This window comes from Sorangium sp. So ce448, from assembly GCF_051520915.1.
GTDB lineage: Bacteria > Myxococcota_A > Polyangia > Polyangiales > Polyangiaceae > Sorangium > Sorangium cellulosum_B.
Genome location: NZ_CP150343.1, coordinates 11,958,016 through 11,972,900, shown reverse-complemented (window position 1 = coordinate 11,972,900; position 14,885 = coordinate 11,958,016). Strand labels below are relative to the sequence as shown.

16 protein-coding genes and 1 tRNA gene are annotated in these 14,885 nt (G+C 71.8%); 6 read left to right on the top strand and 11 right to left on the bottom strand.

Annotated features, from left to right (window positions below; genetic code table 11):
• Nucleotides 1-26: 26 nt before the first annotated feature.
• From WMF45_RS45125 to rpe, 5 genes are all read right to left on the bottom strand, one after another.
• Nucleotides 27-2,435 (bottom strand): AAA family ATPase, encoded by a 2,409-nt coding sequence (locus WMF45_RS45125; RefSeq protein WP_437712990.1) that lies wholly within the window; start codon nucleotides 2,433-2,435, stop codon nucleotides 27-29.
• A gap of 181 nt (nucleotides 2,436-2,616) precedes the next feature.
• On the bottom strand, nucleotides 2,617-2,838 hold the full coding sequence (locus WMF45_RS45120) for a hypothetical protein (protein ID WP_437712989.1): 222 nt from the start codon (nucleotides 2,836-2,838) through the stop codon (nucleotides 2,617-2,619).
• Nucleotides 2,839-3,426: 588 nt separating this feature from the next.
• A tRNA-Ser gene (locus WMF45_RS45115) sits at nucleotides 3,427-3,513 on the bottom strand.
• 176 nt (nucleotides 3,514-3,689) lie between these two features.
• Nucleotides 3,690-4,922 (bottom strand): hypothetical protein, encoded by a 1,233-nt coding sequence (locus WMF45_RS45110; RefSeq protein WP_437712988.1) that lies wholly within the window; start codon nucleotides 4,920-4,922, stop codon nucleotides 3,690-3,692.
• A 245-nt stretch (nucleotides 4,923-5,167) separates the two neighbouring features.
• Nucleotides 5,168-5,881 carry a ribulose-phosphate 3-epimerase gene (gene rpe, locus WMF45_RS45105; RefSeq protein WP_437712987.1) on the bottom strand — a complete coding sequence of 238 codons (714 nt, stop codon included), beginning with the start codon at nucleotides 5,879-5,881 and terminating at the stop codon, nucleotides 5,168-5,170.
• Between the two features lie 172 nt (nucleotides 5,882-6,053).
• On the opposite strand from rpe, the gene WMF45_RS45100 reads away from it, so the two are divergent.
• Together WMF45_RS45100 and WMF45_RS45095 are read left to right on the top strand one after the other, a co-directional pair.
• Nucleotides 6,054-6,488, top strand: coding sequence for an N-acetyltransferase family protein (locus tag WMF45_RS45100; protein ID WP_437712986.1), 435 nt, complete (start codon nucleotides 6,054-6,056; stop codon nucleotides 6,486-6,488).
• A gap of 173 nt (nucleotides 6,489-6,661) precedes the next feature.
• Nucleotides 6,662-7,165, top strand: a complete 504-nt coding sequence (locus WMF45_RS45095; RefSeq protein WP_437712984.1) for a Crp/Fnr family transcriptional regulator — start codon at nucleotides 6,662-6,664, stop codon at nucleotides 7,163-7,165.
• 65 nt (nucleotides 7,166-7,230) lie between these two features.
• Here the strand turns inward: WMF45_RS45095 and WMF45_RS45090 are convergent, their stop codons facing one another.
• Nucleotides 7,231-7,689 (bottom strand): hypothetical protein, encoded by a 459-nt coding sequence (locus WMF45_RS45090; RefSeq protein WP_437712982.1) that lies wholly within the window; start codon nucleotides 7,687-7,689, stop codon nucleotides 7,231-7,233.
• A 155-nt stretch (nucleotides 7,690-7,844) separates the two neighbouring features.
• Nucleotides 7,845-8,267: a hypothetical protein gene (locus WMF45_RS45085; RefSeq protein WP_437712980.1), complete on the bottom strand. Its 423-nt coding sequence runs from the start codon at nucleotides 8,265-8,267 to the stop codon at nucleotides 7,845-7,847.
• A 214-nt stretch (nucleotides 8,268-8,481) separates the two neighbouring features.
• Between WMF45_RS45085 and WMF45_RS45080 the strand changes: the two genes are divergently transcribed.
• From WMF45_RS45080 to WMF45_RS45070, 3 genes are read left to right on the top strand one after another with little or no spacing between them, the layout of a single operon-like run.
• Nucleotides 8,482-9,180 (top strand): YggS family pyridoxal phosphate-dependent enzyme, encoded by a 699-nt coding sequence (locus WMF45_RS45080; RefSeq protein ID WP_437712978.1) that lies wholly within the window; start codon nucleotides 8,482-8,484, stop codon nucleotides 9,178-9,180.
• Entirely contained in the window at nucleotides 9,177-9,770 is a 594-nt protein-coding gene (locus WMF45_RS45075; protein WP_437712976.1) for a TlpA family protein disulfide reductase, read from the top strand. The genes WMF45_RS45080 and WMF45_RS45075 overlap by 4 nt, the downstream gene beginning before the upstream one ends.
• Nucleotides 9,767-11,155, top strand: coding sequence for a replication-associated recombination protein A (locus WMF45_RS45070; RefSeq protein WP_437712974.1), 1,389 nt, complete (start codon nucleotides 9,767-9,769; stop codon nucleotides 11,153-11,155). The genes WMF45_RS45075 and WMF45_RS45070 overlap by 4 nt, the downstream gene beginning before the upstream one ends.
• 33 nt (nucleotides 11,156-11,188) lie before the next feature.
• Here the strand turns inward: WMF45_RS45070 and WMF45_RS45065 are convergent, their stop codons facing one another.
• Both WMF45_RS45065 and hpt read right to left on the bottom strand, forming a co-directional pair.
• Nucleotides 11,189-11,518: a tetratricopeptide repeat protein gene (locus WMF45_RS45065; protein ID WP_437712972.1), complete on the bottom strand. Its 330-nt coding sequence runs from the start codon at nucleotides 11,516-11,518 to the stop codon at nucleotides 11,189-11,191.
• Nucleotides 11,515-12,036: a hypoxanthine phosphoribosyltransferase gene (gene hpt / locus WMF45_RS45060; RefSeq protein ID WP_437712971.1), complete on the bottom strand. Its 522-nt coding sequence runs from the start codon at nucleotides 12,034-12,036 to the stop codon at nucleotides 11,515-11,517. The genes WMF45_RS45065 and hpt overlap by 4 nt, the downstream gene beginning before the upstream one ends.
• A 151-nt stretch (nucleotides 12,037-12,187) precedes the next feature.
• On the opposite strand from hpt, the gene WMF45_RS45055 reads away from it, so the two are divergent.
• Nucleotides 12,188-12,634, top strand: a complete 447-nt coding sequence (locus WMF45_RS45055) for an acyl-CoA thioesterase (protein ID WP_437712969.1) — start codon at nucleotides 12,188-12,190, stop codon at nucleotides 12,632-12,634.
• Between the two features lie 46 nt (nucleotides 12,635-12,680).
• On the opposite strand, the gene WMF45_RS45050 is transcribed toward WMF45_RS45055, so the two are convergent.
• Both WMF45_RS45050 and WMF45_RS45045 read right to left on the bottom strand, forming a co-directional pair.
• Nucleotides 12,681-13,982, bottom strand: a complete 1,302-nt coding sequence (locus tag WMF45_RS45050) for a hypothetical protein (RefSeq protein ID WP_437712967.1) — start codon at nucleotides 13,980-13,982, stop codon at nucleotides 12,681-12,683.
• A complete protein-coding gene (locus WMF45_RS45045; protein WP_437712966.1) occupies nucleotides 13,979-14,734 on the bottom strand; it encodes an HAD family hydrolase in 756 nt (251 codons plus the stop codon). Before WMF45_RS45045 ends, WMF45_RS45050 begins: the two co-directional genes overlap by 4 nt.
• Nucleotides 14,735-14,885 lie beyond the last annotated feature (151 nt).

Below are 14,885 nucleotides of genomic sequence, written 5' to 3'. Positions count from 1 at the left end.
CGGCCAGTGTCCTAACGAGCCTGTTGTTAGCTCAAGATGTCCCGCACCTCCCGCTCGAGCCACTCGAGGGTAGCGTCCGCACGCCCGAGCTCGAGGCGGGCTTCCTCGAGCCACCGGTCAGCGTCGTCGCGTTGGATCGTGCGCGGGTGTTCGCCCACGCGCGCCAGCAGCTCTCCGGTGTCGAGCGTGGGAGCGTCGTGATCGCCGGCGCGCCACACCGCTCGGCGCACCGCGCCCTCGACGACGCACCGGATGTCCGACGGCGTGAACAGCCGCGTGCTGGCCGCGAGCGTGTGCGTGTCGATGTGGTCGATGCCACGGATGCCGCGCATGCGATCACCGCCGAGGTAGTGCTCGAAGATCTCGCGCCGGTCGTCTTCCTGCGGCGGAAAGACGGGGAATTTCAGATCGAAGCGGCCGCTCCGGCGCACCGCGGAGTCGATACCGCGGGCGTAGTTCGTGGTCGCGACGACGACGACAGAGCGCCCCGAGAGGCGATCAAGCTGCGCGAGCAGCTCGTTCACCTGCCGCTTCTCGTCCGTGTGCATGTTCACCTCGGACCGCTGCGGGGCAACGCCGTCGAACTCGTCCAGGATCAACATGGAGGGCGCCTGCTTCAGGGCCCAGGTGAAGACCTCCCGGATCTTCTCGACCCCCTCGCCCAGCCACATCGAGGTCAGGTCGCTCGGCACGAGCCGCCGGCACGTAAGGCTCGCCTGACCCGCCAGCACGCGTCCGATCAAGCTCTTGCCGCACCCTGGGAGCCCGTACAGCAGCAAGCCGTTCGGGGCGCTCACGCCGAAGCTCTGGTAGCGGGACGGCTCGACAAGCGGCGCGAGCAGATCGCTCTGCAAGCGGGCCTTCAGATCGGCGTAACCAGCGACGTCGGTCCAGTCGAGTGGCCGCTCCACGATCGGCTTGCGCGCCTCGCGCCACGCGACCCCTCGGATGCGGACCTGCTGGCGAGGAGGACCGATTAGGCGCACGAAGATGGGGCGACGGTCCTGCAGATCGACGAAGCCGAGGCGAACGCGATCGAGCGCGTCGCCAGCAACGTTCCGTACGATTGCGGAGACCTGGTGCCGGGCGAGCAACGCGACGTCGCGCGGGAAGAGGAGCCACACCTGCTCGCACTCGAGCATCGCAGCCCGTTTCCGGCGGAGCTTGTTCTCGAGGAAGAAGAAGGGGTTCGACCCGCGGAGCGCGATGCCGCGCAGTGTCTCGACCTCGACCCAGAGCTTCTTCACCACGCGAAGGTCGGGGCGTGCGACCTTCATGTCCGGTACATCCGCCTCGGGCTCGTCGACATCCGCGGGGATCTCGAGCACGCGCTCAACGAGCACGTTCTCGTTCGGGAAGCGGGTCGTGAGGTGCTCCAACATCACAGCCTTGAGCACCATGTGCTCAGTCCCCTCGTAGCCCGCGTCGAACTTGGGATGCGTCACCTCGTACGTGGCCCGATCGAGGAGCGCATCGGCCGCGCGGGCCGCATCAGCGAAGAGGCTCGAGAGCTGCACCTCCACGTCGCCGTCCTGCCAGTCTGCCTCCACCGACGGCGCACCGGTGTATGCGGCAAGCCAGCGGAGAAGCTGAGGGTAGTGCGAATCGTCGGCGGCGCGGCGCGCGTCAGGGCCGGGGTCGGCCGTCGTCGTCGCGAAGATCGCGCGCACCCGGTAGGTGTGCGGGATGAACGCCTCACGCACGAACGCCGTGAGCTCGTCGTCGACCACGTCGTGCGGGTCGTCTCGGATCAGGTAGACCGCACCGACGCCGGGGAAGTCGTCGCTCTCGCGGCGATCGCCCTGTCCGGTCACGGAGCGCAGGCGCGACAGCGTGAGGACCTCGGGGGCCTGCGCGACCCACCGCCCCATGTCGTCGAACCGGAACGTCAGCGCCCGCCGCCGTGTGAGCGCCGCCAGGACGCCGGCGAGCAGCGTGAACATCTCGTCGGACGCATCGACCATCAGGCACACCGTGCGGCACAACCAGATCGCCGCCGTGATGTCGTGCCAGAGGGCACCCGAGCGCTCGCCCGTCGGCGCATCGTCGACGTGGAAGCCGAAGGTGAGCGGATCGACCGGCAGATCAAGCTCGCCGTCCTTCCACGCGACCACGCCCCGTGCGCTCCCGTCGCCGTCGCGCGCCGCGCGCTGGGGCTGCTCGCTGCTGACGGGCGCGTCGCTCTTCCAGATGGTGATGTAGTCGTTGACGGTGCTGCCGCTGAGCTTGTGGGCGTAGCCCCATCTCTGGATGTTCTCGAGCGCGGACGAGAGCGATGTCTGCCGCACCCGGGCGCTCGCGGTATAGCCGAAGCCCTCGAGAAAGGTCCGAAGCTTCATCCGTGTGCGGCCGCGCTCCGAGCGGGCGATGGTCGTCGCGAGCTCCTCGCGAAAGTGCTCGCTGATGGTGTCGAGGAAGTCAGTGCGGTCGGGCATGGGTCGATCTCCGCAGTACCTGCGCGCGAGCGTACCAGCCCTGGCGGCGAGCGAGCCCTGCACGGTCTCGCCACGGCGCACGGGAACCGCCACCTACAAGTCCGCGGTGGGCGAGGGATTCGACGTGATCATCGCCGGCACCTGGCATGCTCGTAAGCGAAATCCCCCGGCTCATCGAGTTTCAGTTCTTACGGACCGGGTGGGGAGGCGTACGCTCGGGCGAAGCCGCAGGGACATGGCTGAGGCTCTTACTCGGCGTACTGAGCGTGACGCCGCGGATCGGGGCGCGCGACATGGTGGAGGTCGCGCGACATGGCGTGTCGTGCCGGAGGATGATCGGCTCAATGAGGCCGATGTCCCGGATGGACTCGATGATCGACGTGATGCCGCCGCGCTGGCGCATTCACCGCTCGGGAACAACCACGTCATGGGAACAACCACGTCATCGATGGGCACCAGCCGGACCTCGCCGGACAGGTTGGGTTGCCCTTTCGACAAGGGGGCAGATCCGATCTGCCTCCCGCTCCATCTCGATCACGTTTTCGTCCGAAACGCGCTCACGCCTGAGCCACTAGTCCAAGTTGGACGGATCGTTCTCCTCAAAGCGCTCTCGCTTCGCGAAGCGGTGGTCTCGTCGTGGTGCCCTGCCCGTTAGCGATGGCCGGCGCCAAGCCTCTCGCTCGGCGCTGGGCTGGATGTGCGTGCTCCGGCAGTACGCAGCGAGGTCGTCAAAGCTCGGGAGATCCTGGCCCCGAGCACGACGCATCCGGGCGATGCGTCACCAGGCCACGAGCTATCGAGAGAGCTCGTCGCAGGGCGACCGCGAATCCTGGCCGCTCGCGCCGTAAGCCGCCTCACACAGCTATGCCCGGAATCAGGAACCTGCCGTGCCAGAAATTTGCCAGAACCTGCGTCCAGACCTGTCCGCGCGTGTCCACTCCCGTCCACGTCCCGGACCGCGCGAACTACCCGACATCCTTGCAGAAACCAGCGGAGGAGAAGGGATTCGAACCCCTGGTTGAGTTGCCCCAACGGCGGTTTTCAAAACCGCTGCCTTCGACCGCTCGGCCACTCCTCCAAACATCCAGAACGACTCGCTTTTCTGCCTCTTCTATCGCCCCCTGTCAACGCCGCCCTGAGAACCCGCCCCCTACCCTGCCTGCTCAGGGCATCGCCTGTGCCCTCCAGCCCCGGCCCCGCCGCTTCCGTCCCCCACCGCGTCTCTTCCCGCCCCCACCGCCCTCGCCACCGCCCCTACTTCTCCCTCCCCACCGCCGCCGCCCCCGCCACCGCCGCCACCGCCCCGGCGCCCTGCCCCCCCACCCCGCCCTTCATCACCTCCGCCAGCCACTTCCCCGCCCCCGCGCACGTCCCCACCGCGCTGACCTCCCCTCCCCCGCCTCCCCCGCGCCTCGCGTACGGCCCCGCGACGATCGCCACGTCGCTCCCTCGCGCCGTCCACGCGATCGGCCCGAGCGTCGGCCGCCGCCTGCACACCTTCCCGAAGCGCCGCTCGATCACCTTCCCCGCCTCTGCCGCGTCGGCCGCGCTGTCGAACCGCAGCCGCCACGCGAGCGCGAACTCCCTCCGCGACGGGTCCTCCGGGTCGTCCCGCCGCACCACCGCGAACCGATCCCCGCCCCACCCTGCCGCCGCGCCGATGGCCGCATCGCGGTGGGCATACGCCGCGAACGCGATGCGCAGCGCCTGCTCGCCCATCACGTCATCGAAGACCACACGAAACCCCGGGCCGAGCGCCGCGGCCGTCGGCACCGCCACCGCGACGGCGGGCTCCCGTGCTGCGAGCTTCTCCGGGTGGAGCAGCTGCTCGGTGGTCTCCGGCAGCGCGCGCCAGACCGCGTCCACCGAAGCCCACCCGCCGTCCCGCCGCAGCGCCTGCACGAACGCGAAGCCGTCGGTGTACGGGGCGCCCAGCGACTCCTGCAGCACGAGCGGCGTGTCGCCCACGGACGACAGCGCCGTCGACATCGCCACGAGCCTGCGGAGCATCGACTCGTCGACCTGGAACGCCGAGCCGACCAGCACGTCGAACATCGCGCTCATCGCCTCGCCCTCGACGAGCGCGTGTGTGGCCGCCAGGCGATCGCTGTCGCCGAGCTTGAAGTCGAGCAGCCTCCCCAGCGAGAAGCTCTGGTCCTGGAGCGCGTGGACGAGCTCGTGCGCCAGCGTCTCCTCGGCCTCGGCCTCGCTGAGATCGTCGACGAGGTACATCGTCGCGTCCTCCGGCTCGTAGAAGCCCGCGATGCGGCCCTCGAGCAGGCGGTACATCCCGGCGGTGAAGTCGTAGTCGGCCGGGATGAGCTCGAGCGCCGCGAGCACCTCGCGCTGGTGATCGAGCACGCCCTCGGGGATCTCTCGCTCCACGTGCGCGCGGACCCGCTCCAGGATCTGCCCGCGGGCGAGCACGCGGCTCCGCACCTCGCTGCGGACCGGCAGGCCCCGCGCCTTCGCCACGCGTGCGAGCACACGCGCGATCTCGCCGTCGGTCAGGCGAGCCGCGTCCTCATCAACCTCGCCCGCATCCACCGGGCTTGCGCCCCCAGCCGGTCCAGCCGCAACCGACGCCGCAGGGAGCGCCACAGCGGAGGCCTGCGCTCGCGGCGGCGCCGCAGGCGCGGCCGTCGGCGCGCACCCCGCGAGCACAGCCGCCCCGACCAACCCGATCGCGCAGCGCCCCCGACCCACCGCAGCAGCGTCCTCGACGCGCCGGGTCACGACGGCTCCCCGCCGGGCGCGCGGAGCGCGCGGATCGCCTCGGCATACCGCGCGACGCGCGCATCGAACGGCAGATCCTCGCCCCGCGCCACCGCGCCGAACACCGCCGAGCCCGCGACGAGCGCCCGCGCCCCGGCGGCGATGACCTGCCCGGCGGTCGACGGGGCGACGCCGCCGTCGACCTCGAGCGCGATGTCCAGGCCTGCCTGGTCGATCGTCTGGCGCAGGCTCTGCAGCTTGGTGAGCGCCCCGGGGATGAACTGCTGGCCGCCGAACCCGGGGTTGACGCTCATCACAAGCACCAGATCGATGTCCGCCATCACGTGCCGGATCGACTCCTCCGGCGTGTGGGGGTTCAGCACGACGCCGGGGCTCGCGCCTGCGTCCCTGATCTGCTGGAGCGTCCTGTGCAGGTGCGGCGACGCCTCGACGTGGACCGAGATGCGATCGGCGCCGGCGGCCGCGAACTCCGCGACGTAGCGCTCGGGCTCGACGATCATCAGGTGGACATCGAGGGGAAGACGCGTCGCGGCGCGAACCGCGCGGACGACGAGCGGCCCGATCGTGATGTTTGGCACGAACCGGCCATCCATCACATCGACGTGGATCCAGTCGGCGCCAGCGGCCTCAGCGGCCCGCACTTCCTCCGCGAGACGACCGAAGTCAGCCGACAGGATCGACGGAGCGACGATGATTTTGTCGTGACGCACAGGGTAGCGCTAGCAGGCGTGACGCGCGGCGGCTAGCCGAGCATCCACGAGCGCGCTTACGGGGAGGCCGGCGCGGCTGCTAGGCTGCGCAGGTCTTCGAAGCGTTCGTGTCGTGCGCGCGGACGCTGCAGATCGAAGTCTGGGGATCCGAACCGTTCGAGTGAGGTGATGCATGGAGACACGGCCGCTGACGAAGCCCGACTACGACCGGATCGTGGGCGAGATCGATCGGTGGTGGGCGGGCCCAACCAGCGCGCTCGCGCACCCGATCTTCTTCTACGAGCTCGGCAGGCTCGCGCGCGTCATCGAGGATCGCGGGCTGCTCGTCGGCTTCCTGCTCGGGTTCAGGTGCCCGGACGCGGCGGTCGGGTACGTGCACCTCGTCGGCATTCACCCGGACTATCGCCGCCGCGGCGTCGGCAGGATGCTCTATGCGGCGTTCGAGGAGGACTGCCGCCGCGAGGGCTGCCGGCAGCTCAAGGCGATCACGACGCTGGGCAACGAGGGCTCGGTGCGCTTCCACGCCGCGGTCGGCTGGTCGGCGGCCGAGGTCGAGGACTACGCCGGGCCTGGGCGTCCGCGGATCGTGTTCACCAAGGACCTCTAGGCGCGGATCGCGCGGAGCACGCGCGTGTTGCGGCGTACGCACTCGACGGGGTACATCTGCTCGGGACCGCGAGGTGAAGCGATGCGAGAAGGCGGGCATGTTCGCGACGTGGTGGTAGGCGTTGTCGGGTCAGCCCGCAGGACGGTCGCCGCGGGCGCCCTCGGTGCATCCAGGTGAGCCTTAACCCTTCGCTGATCACGCAGCTGCGCGAGATCGGGCTGTTCGGAGGCCTGGGCGATCACGTCCTCCAGGCCCTCGCCGACACGCTGGAGCTGCTCGATCTGGAGCCGGGCGCCGTCGCCTTTCGCGAGGGCGACAACGGCCGCGAGATGTTCGTGCTGCTCTCGGGGGAGATGGAAGTGCTCAAGCGGTCGAAGCGCGACGTCGAGGCGCGCGTCGCGGTCCTCGGGCCGAACGACTGGTTCGGCGAGATGTCGATCCTCGACGTGATGCCTCGCTCGGCGACCGTCCGCGCGATCGCCCCGTCGCGATTGCTGCGCGTCACCGCGCACGATCTCGACGCCCTCTACCGGCGCGATCTCAAGTCGTACACGCTGCTGGTGCTGAACATCGCGCGCGAGATGTCGCGCCGCCTTCGCGTGGCGGACAGCCTGCTCGCCGAGCTGGTAGCGAACATGCTCGACGAGTACGCGCGGCCGCGGCGACCCGGGATCTGAGCCGGCGCCGCCGCGTCAGTCGACGCCGGGCGCTCTGCCTGCGGGCGCCGCGCCCAGCGGTCGCCTCATCCGCCGTCTGGGCCGATCGCTCCACCGGCGCCGGCTTCGCCGCCAGCGCCGCCAGCGCCGCCACCCGCGCCACCTGCACCACCGCTGCCGGCGTCGCCACCGGCGCCGCCTTCGCCACCCGCGCCACCGCCGTCGGCTTTGCCACCCGCGCCGCCCGCACCACCGCCGCCGGCAGGGTTGGCCGGTTCGCCACCCGCGCTGGTTGAACCGGCGCTGCTAGCGGACCCAGTCGAACCGGCGCCGTTGGCGGCTGCGTCTGGTGGCAGGAGGCCACCGCCGCCCGCGCCGTCGTCTTCGCTGGGATCGCCGGATGCGATGCCCCCTCCTGCGCCGGTCGCGCCGACGTCCTCGCAATCACCGCACCCGATGCCCCCCTCGGCGGGAGGCTCCGGTTGTGGATTGAACACACAGCCCGCGAGGACGACCCCGAACACAAGGACGACAAGCTGGCGCATAAGCTCCCTCCTCATAGCACCCTGCGCATCTCCCTGCCCGCTTGTGCGGCGCCCTCGTCCGCGGGAATGCTGCGTCGAGCGCGCTCCGTCGGCTGCTTCTCGCTCGCTCTTATCGCCGGGTCGACGCCGCCGTCAGACCCGGCCCGCGTGCTCCTTCAGCCGCACTCGACCGCTCCAGCGCCTCCGGCGCCTCCAGCGCCCCCCACACCGCAGGGCTCGCCGCTCGCGCCGCCCGCGCCGCCCGCGCCGCCCGCACCGCCCGCGCCGCCCTGGCCGCCCGCGCCGCCCTGACCGCCCTCGCCCCCTCCAGCACCGCCCTGACCGCCCGCGCCACCGTGGCCGCCCGCCGCGCCCCCATCGCCGCTGCCGCCCGCGCCCGTGGTCTCGCCGCTGCCAGCGCTGGTCCCTGCCGCTGTGTTGCCGGCGCCGTTGCCACCCGAACCCGAGCTGCCGACCGCCGCACCTGTCGACGTCGACCCCGAGGGATAAGGATCCCTGTCATCGAACGGCGGTTCAGGCTGCGGGTTGAACGAGCATCCAACCGCGAGGAGCAGGGTGAGGAACAGCAGGCTTCGCATGGCGGGTACGCCGAGTATGGCAATCAACATGCCACATGAAAATAGCCTGAAAGCGCCTCGATCGGTCCGCCGTTGACGCGGTGCTCAGGCACACTCTGGCACGCCGCTCGGGCGGTTGGATCCGGCACTTCCCTCCGCGCCGCGACCTGCGCGGACCGTCCGCTGCGGGTGGTCCCCCTGGTGTCCACGGCGGCAGCTCGCGGTATCGTGCGGCGTGATTTCGGAAGACCTGGGGAACGTCGCGTCGCGGCTCGACGAGGTGCGGCGCCGGATAGCGAGCGCCGCCGCGCGTGCAGGGCGGGGGCCAGAGGAGGTCCGGCTCATCGCCGTGTCCAAGGGGAAGCCCGCGGAGGCCATCCGCGCCGCCTACGCCGCCGGGCAGCGCGATTTCGGCGAGAACTATGCTCAGGAGCTCGTCGAAAAGGCCGAGGCACTCGCCGATCTCGACGGGCTCGTGTGGCACGCCATCGGCCAGCTCCAGAGGAACAAGGCGAAGCTCGTCGCGCGCGTCGCGCACGTCGTGCAGTCGGTCGACCGGGAGGAGCTCGCCGTGGAGCTCGATCGGCGCGCGGCCGCGCTGAGCCGCACCCTCGACGTCCTGATCGAGGTGAACGTCGGCGGCGAAGCCTCGAAGGGCGGCTGCGCCCCCGGCGATTTCGCGCCGCTCCTCGCCGCGATCTCCCGGTGCGCGCACCTCCGGCCGATCGGCCTCATGACCATCGCGCCGTTCCTCGAGGACCCGAGCGACGTCGTGCCGTTCTTCGCGCAGCTGCGCGCCCTGCGCGACGCGCACGGCGGCCGGGCCGCGCTGCCCGAGCTCTCGATGGGCATGTCGCACGATTTCGAGGCAGCCATCGCGGAAGGCGCGACGTGGGTCCGCGTCGGCACCGCCATCTTCGGAGCCCGCGGATGACGGCGACGTCCGCCGCGGCGCGCCTCGGCGCGGCCCTCCCTGGCGGTGGCGTCGCGCGCGCCGCGCGCCGCCCCACGCTTGCTGCGTGCGCGCTGCTCGCGCTCGGGTGCGGGCCGGGCGCGATGCCCGCGTCGGTGCGCCACCCGCTCGTCGGCAGCGCCGCGCCGGAGTTCCACGCAGAGTCCACGGCGGCGGTCACCGTCGGCGTGCCCGGCACGCGCAGGACGCGGGTCACCGTGATCGACTTCTGGGCGTCCTGGTGCGCGTCGTGCAGCCGGACCATGCCGGCGCTCGACCGGCTCTGGCGCGACCGCAAGGCGGACGGGGTGGCCGTGATCGGCGTGAACGTCGACGACTCGGAGGCCGCCGCGGCGGCCGCCGCCCACGAGCTCGGCGCGACGTTTCCCATCGTCGCGGATCTCGATCAGCGGCTCTCCGGGACCTACGGCGTCGCGCAGGTCCCCCTCACGTTCGTGGTCGACGGCGCGGGCACCGTGCGCTGGGTCGGGCACGATCCGGCGGGCGCGCGCCGCGCCGTCGAGGTCCTCCTCTCGGAGCGCCCCGCGGGCGCGCGGTCGGTCTTCGAATGAGCGCGCCCCGGGGCGGCGGCGGCGCGCGACGGCGGCCCGCGGGCGACGACCCGACGCTCTTCGACGCCGCCCGGCAGCGGGAGCCGGAGCTCAAGGCCACGGTCCCCCTCGCCGAGCGCATGCGCCCGCGCTCGCTCGAGGACATGATCGGCCAGGGCCACCTCCTCGGCGAGGGCAAGCTGCTCGCGCGCGCGATCGCGGCCGACCGGATCCCCTCCATGATCCTGTGGGGCCCGCCGGGCGCCGGTAAAACCACGCTGGCGCGCGTCGTCGCGCACACGACGAACGCCCGCTTCGTCCCCTTCAACGCCGTGCTGGGCGGCGTGCCGGAGCTCCGCGAGATCCTCGCCCAGGCGCGCACCGCGCGCTCCTACGAGGGCAAGCGGACGATCCTGTTCGTCGACGAGATCCACCGCTTCAACAAGGCCCAGCAGGACGCCTTCCTCCCGCACGTCGAGGACGGGACGATCACGCTCATCGGGGCGACCACCGAGAACCCCTCGTTTGCGGTCAACGCGCCGCTGCTCTCCCGGTGCAAGGTCTTCCGGCTCCAGGGCCTCGGCGCCTCGGAGCTCGTCGAGCTCCTGCGCCGCGCCCTCGAGTCGCCCGCCGGGCTCGCCGGCGCCATCGCCGCGGACGACGACGCGCTCTCGGCGATCGCGGCGCTCGCGCAGGGCGACGCGCGCAGGGCGCTCACCACGCTGGAGATCGCCGCGGACGAGGCGGGGCGCGCGGGCGCCTCCACGATCACGCGCGAGCTCATCGCCGGCGCGAGCGAGCACAAGACGCTGCTCTACGACAAGGCCGGCGAGGAGCACTACAACGTCATCAGCGCCTTCATCAAGTCGATGCGCGGCTCCGATCCCGACGCCGCCATCTACTGGCTGATGCGCATGATCGAGTCCGGCGACGACCCGCTCTTCCTGCTGCGCCGGATGATGATCTTCGCCTCCGAGGACATCGGCAACGCCGACCCGCGCGCGCTGGAGATCGCCGTCGCCGCGGACGCCGCGTTCCGGCGCATGGGGATGCCGGAGGGGCTCTACCCGATCACGCAGGCGGCGCTCTACCTCGCCACGGCCCCGAAATCGAACGCCTGCAAGACCGCCTGGCACGCGGCGCAGGCCGCCGTGCGCGAGCACGGCGCGCTCCCGGTCCCGCTCACGCTGCGCAACGCGGTCACGCGGCTCATGCGCGACGAGGGCTACGGCGAGGGCTACCGCTACGCGCACGACGAGCCGGGCGGCGTCGCGCGGGGCGAGGCCTACCTCCCCGAGCCGCTCGCGGGCAGCCGGTTCTACGAGCCGACCGATCGCGGCTACGAGCGGACCATCGGCGAGCGCCTCCGCCGGATCCGCGGCGAGGGGGAGGGCGAGGGCGGCTGAGGCGCGGCGCCGTCCGGCCCAGCCGTCACGGCGTCACGCGTCGTCGTCGTCGCCGCCCGCGCCGGCGAGGGCCTGCTGGAGCTCGCTCAGCGCGTGCTGATCTCCCTTGCTGCGCGCGACCACGATGCCGTCGGCCAGCCAGGCGCGCCCCTCGTCGAGGCGGCCCGCCTTCACCAGCGTCGTCCCGCACATGAGGTACATCGGCACGTACGCCGGATCCATCGCCCGGAGCGCGACGAACGTGGCGAGCGCGTCGTCGTGGCGGCCCTGGCCCGCGTACTCCAGCGCGAGCGCGTACCAGTGAAACGGATCCTTCGACCCATCCCGGGTCATCTTCTCGAGCATCAGCAGCCGCTTGCTCACGTCGCCTCCACAACCCCGATGAACGGCAGGTTCCGATAGCGCTCGGCCCAGTCGAGCCCGTAGCCGACCACGAATTTGTCCTCGATCGTGAAGCCCAGGTAGTCGATGGGCACCTCGACCCGCGCGCGCGCCGGCTTGTGCAGGAGCGCGCAGACCTTCACGCTGTTCGGCATCCTCGTGCGGAAGAGCTGGAGCAGGTGCGAGATCGTGAGGCCCGTATCCACGATGTCCTCGACGAGGAGGATGTCCTCGCCCTCGATCGGGCGGGTGAGGTCCTGCGTGATCTGGACGACGCCGGTCGAGGCCGTGCCCTCGCCGTAGCTGCGCACGCCGAGGAACTCGATGCGCACCGGCAGGTCGATGTGGCGCGCGATGTCGGCGGTGAACACGAAGCTCCCCTTGAGCACGGAGACGAGCACGAGCCGGCGCTCCGCGTAGTCCCGGGTGATCTGCGCGCCGAGCTCGCGCACGCGATCGCCGATGTGTTCGGCGGACAGGAGCGTCCGGACATTCGCCATGGTGCCCGCTAACATCGCGGCGCCCGCGCCACCAGCGCCCAGGCGGACCCTCCGTCGCCGCGCGCCGCGATCCCATGTCATGCCGCTGATGTCGCGTGGTCGCTCTGCTGCTGCCCGGGTCGAAACTGGGTTAGTCTCTGCGCCTCCCGCGATGCCGCTCCCTTCTCCGCCCGACGCGCCCCCGCACCTCACCTCGCGCACGCCCCTGGCCGTCCGCTTCTGCGAGACGGATCTCATGGGCATCGTCCACCACGCGAACTACGTCATCTACCTGGAGGCCGGCCGCATCGACTGGCTGAAGCGCCGCGGCCTCTCCTACGAGGAGATGGTGCGGCGCGACCTGCACCTCGCCGTCGCGGAGCTGCGGATCAAGTACCGCCAGGCCGCGCGGTTCGGCGACGACCTCGTGATCGAGACGACCTGCCGCGAGGTCCAGCGGGTCACCGCGCGCTTCAGCTACCGCATCCTCCGGGGCGAGGACGTGATCTGCGACGGCGACATCCTCCTCGCGTGCCTGGGATCGAACCTGACGCTGACGCGGATCCCGGACGACATCGTCCAGCTCCTGGCGAGCCCCGAGACGACGGCCGATCGCTAGGGCAGGGGACGCCGTCCTCGCTTCCGCCGCCGTCCGCCGCCCCGCTTCAGCCGCCGTCCGCCCCCGCCTCGGCCCCGCTGCGCACGATGCGCGCCGGCATCTCGACCGTCTGCGGCGGCTCGATGCGCTCGCCGAGGAACGTGCGCCACTGGACGACGTAGCGCCCGCGCAGGGGCCCGATCACGTAGCGCTCGCTCGCCGGAGGCACGGCGACCGCGGGGATCCCGTCGACGAGCAGGTAGAGCAGCGCGTCGGTCTGGTTGACCGCGACGAACCCCTCGCCGGGCGCGCCCGGGTCGACGCTCGCGGGCAGCTGGAGCGGCTCTTCTCGGATGGCCGCGAGCTCGTCGCGCGTCAGGAAGACGCCGCCCTGCGCCGACGGGAGCCCGGCGGCGGCGTACGCGGCGCTCGGGGGCGGCATGAGCATGTCGGTCGAGATCAGGTCCGTTCGCCGGGCCATCGACGTGACCTCGAACGCGACGCCGCCGCCGCCTTGCCAGGCATAACTCGCGTAGAGCGGCACCTCGCCGGCCACGCACTCGGGCGACTTCGGATCCACGCCGAGGATCTCCAGCAGCGCCCGGCAGAGCAGCGGCCCCCCGTCGCCGGCCTCGGGGACCCTGCCGAGCTCGACGTACAGCGCGCCGAGGCTCCCGTGCACCTCGACCTTGCGGACGTCGATCTCGAGCCGCCTGCCGTCGCCGACAGGACGCGCCGAGCCCGTCGACAGCGGCGTCACGTCGACGCGCCGCTCGCCGAGGAGCGTGCGGAGCGCCCCCGGCGGCACGACCCGGTACTGGGTCAGGGACGGCCAGAGCAGCACCTCGCCGTACACGTCGTGGCGCGCGCGGAGCTCGGAGCCCGCGGGCAGCGGGAGCGCGCGCGACGTGAACTGGACCCGCATCCGGCCCGTCTCCGCGAGCTCGACCTTCCACGTCAGCTCGGTGAGCTTCTGCGCCGCGTGGATCCCGGAGGCCGCCACCTCGGGCGACTTGGGGGGCAGCGGCACCTCACGGAAGCGGAACGCCGCCTCGAGCATCACGCCGGGGAGCTCGCGGGGCGAGAGCGCGTCGTCCGGCAGGGGGGTGGCGGGCGAGAGCGGCAGCGGCGACTGCGGGCTCGCCTCGGACATGATGAGCCGGCCGTAGTCGTCGGCGATGATCTTCGCGGTCGCCTCGGCGGCGGACGCGTCGAGCAGGTCCGGCGTCTCGTTCGCGAGCGGCGCGGGGAGGATTTTCGCGTTCGGGCTCGCGCCGGCGTCCACGGGATCGACGGGCGCGTGGCGCGACGGCTCGCACCCGGCGGCGGCGAGCAGCAGGAAGGCCGCGGCGGCGCGCGCGGCGATCACGGCTCCAGCTCGAACGTGTCGATGACACGCACGCGCGCGTCGAGCGGCGGCGGGTCGGGCGCGCACTGCGTGTCCAGGAAGACCGCGGTGCAGCGGGGGTGGCAGCCCAGGAGCAGGTTGCAGTTGGCCGCCTCGTTGTCGAACACCGCGATGACCCGCCCGAGCCGCGAGAGCTGCGGCGCGACGCTCCGCTTGAACTCGGTGTCGGGCATCTCGAACCTCGGCTTCACGACGAGCTCCGTGCCGATGACCCCGATGGGGAAGCCGAGGTCGCGCAGGCTCGCGAACGAGCCGAGCGCCATCTTCGGCAGGTCGCGGCCGGTGAGGTACACGAGGGTCGCCCCCGCCGCGTGGCAGTCGCGCGCGTACTGGCTCGCGCCCGGCACCTCGACGTCGTGCCGGATGTGCGGATCGTTGAAGAAGCGGGCCCGCCAGAAATCGAACGCGTGCAGGTGGAGCGCCTCGTCGTCGATGCCGAGCCGCCGCAGGTTGTCCTGGAACCCGTACACGATGCCGTCGGGCGACGCGCGCTCGAGGAGGCCGGCGGCGTGCGGGTGCTTGCGGCGCCACTCCTCCGCCAGCTCATGGAGGATCGCGACCACCCGCGGCCGGTTGTCCATGAGGGTGCCGTCCAGATCGAAGACGATCACGGGAGGCCCCTCAGAACAATCGGCCGCGCGCTCGACGATGGATCTCAGGAGCCGCGTCCGCTCGAAAGGGACGAGGCGCTTCTCGTGAAACAGCGTGCTCAAGGTCGTCGCGCCGTGGAAACGCGCGCCCTCCGCGCGGCTCCTCGGGCCGGAACCCTAGCGCGAACTCGCCCTCCCCAGAAGCGGCGGCGCCCACCCCCTCGCCGGGCCCTGCGACCCTGCGTAAGTGTGCAGAAATATCCTACATTGTTGG

Excerpts from the sequence above, each read along its gene's own strand:
- WMF45_RS45125 (WP_437712990.1), bottom strand. The coding sequence starts at position 2,435 with ATGCCCGACCGCACTGACTTCCTCGACACCATCAGCGAGCACTTTCGC.
- WMF45_RS45120 (WP_437712989.1), bottom strand. The coding sequence starts at position 2,838 with ATGCGCCAGCGCGGCGGCATCACGTCGATCATCGAGTCCATCCGGGAC.
- WMF45_RS45100 (WP_437712986.1), top strand. The coding sequence starts at position 6,054 with ATGGAGACACGGCCGCTGACGAAGCCCGACTACGACCGGATCGTGGGC.
- WMF45_RS45090 (WP_437712982.1), bottom strand. The coding sequence starts at position 7,689 with ATGCGCCAGCTTGTCGTCCTTGTGTTCGGGGTCGTCCTCGCGGGCTGT.
- WMF45_RS45085 (WP_437712980.1), bottom strand. The coding sequence starts at position 8,267 with ATGCGAAGCCTGCTGTTCCTCACCCTGCTCCTCGCGGTTGGATGCTCG.
- WMF45_RS45075 (WP_437712976.1), top strand. The coding sequence starts at position 9,177 with ATGACGGCGACGTCCGCCGCGGCGCGCCTCGGCGCGGCCCTCCCTGGC.
- WMF45_RS45070 (WP_437712974.1), top strand. The coding sequence starts at position 9,767 with ATGAGCGCGCCCCGGGGCGGCGGCGGCGCGCGACGGCGGCCCGCGGGC.
- hpt (WP_437712971.1), bottom strand. The coding sequence starts at position 12,036 with ATGGCGAATGTCCGGACGCTCCTGTCCGCCGAACACATCGGCGATCGC.
- WMF45_RS45055 (WP_437712969.1), top strand. The coding sequence starts at position 12,188 with ATGCCGCTCCCTTCTCCGCCCGACGCGCCCCCGCACCTCACCTCGCGC.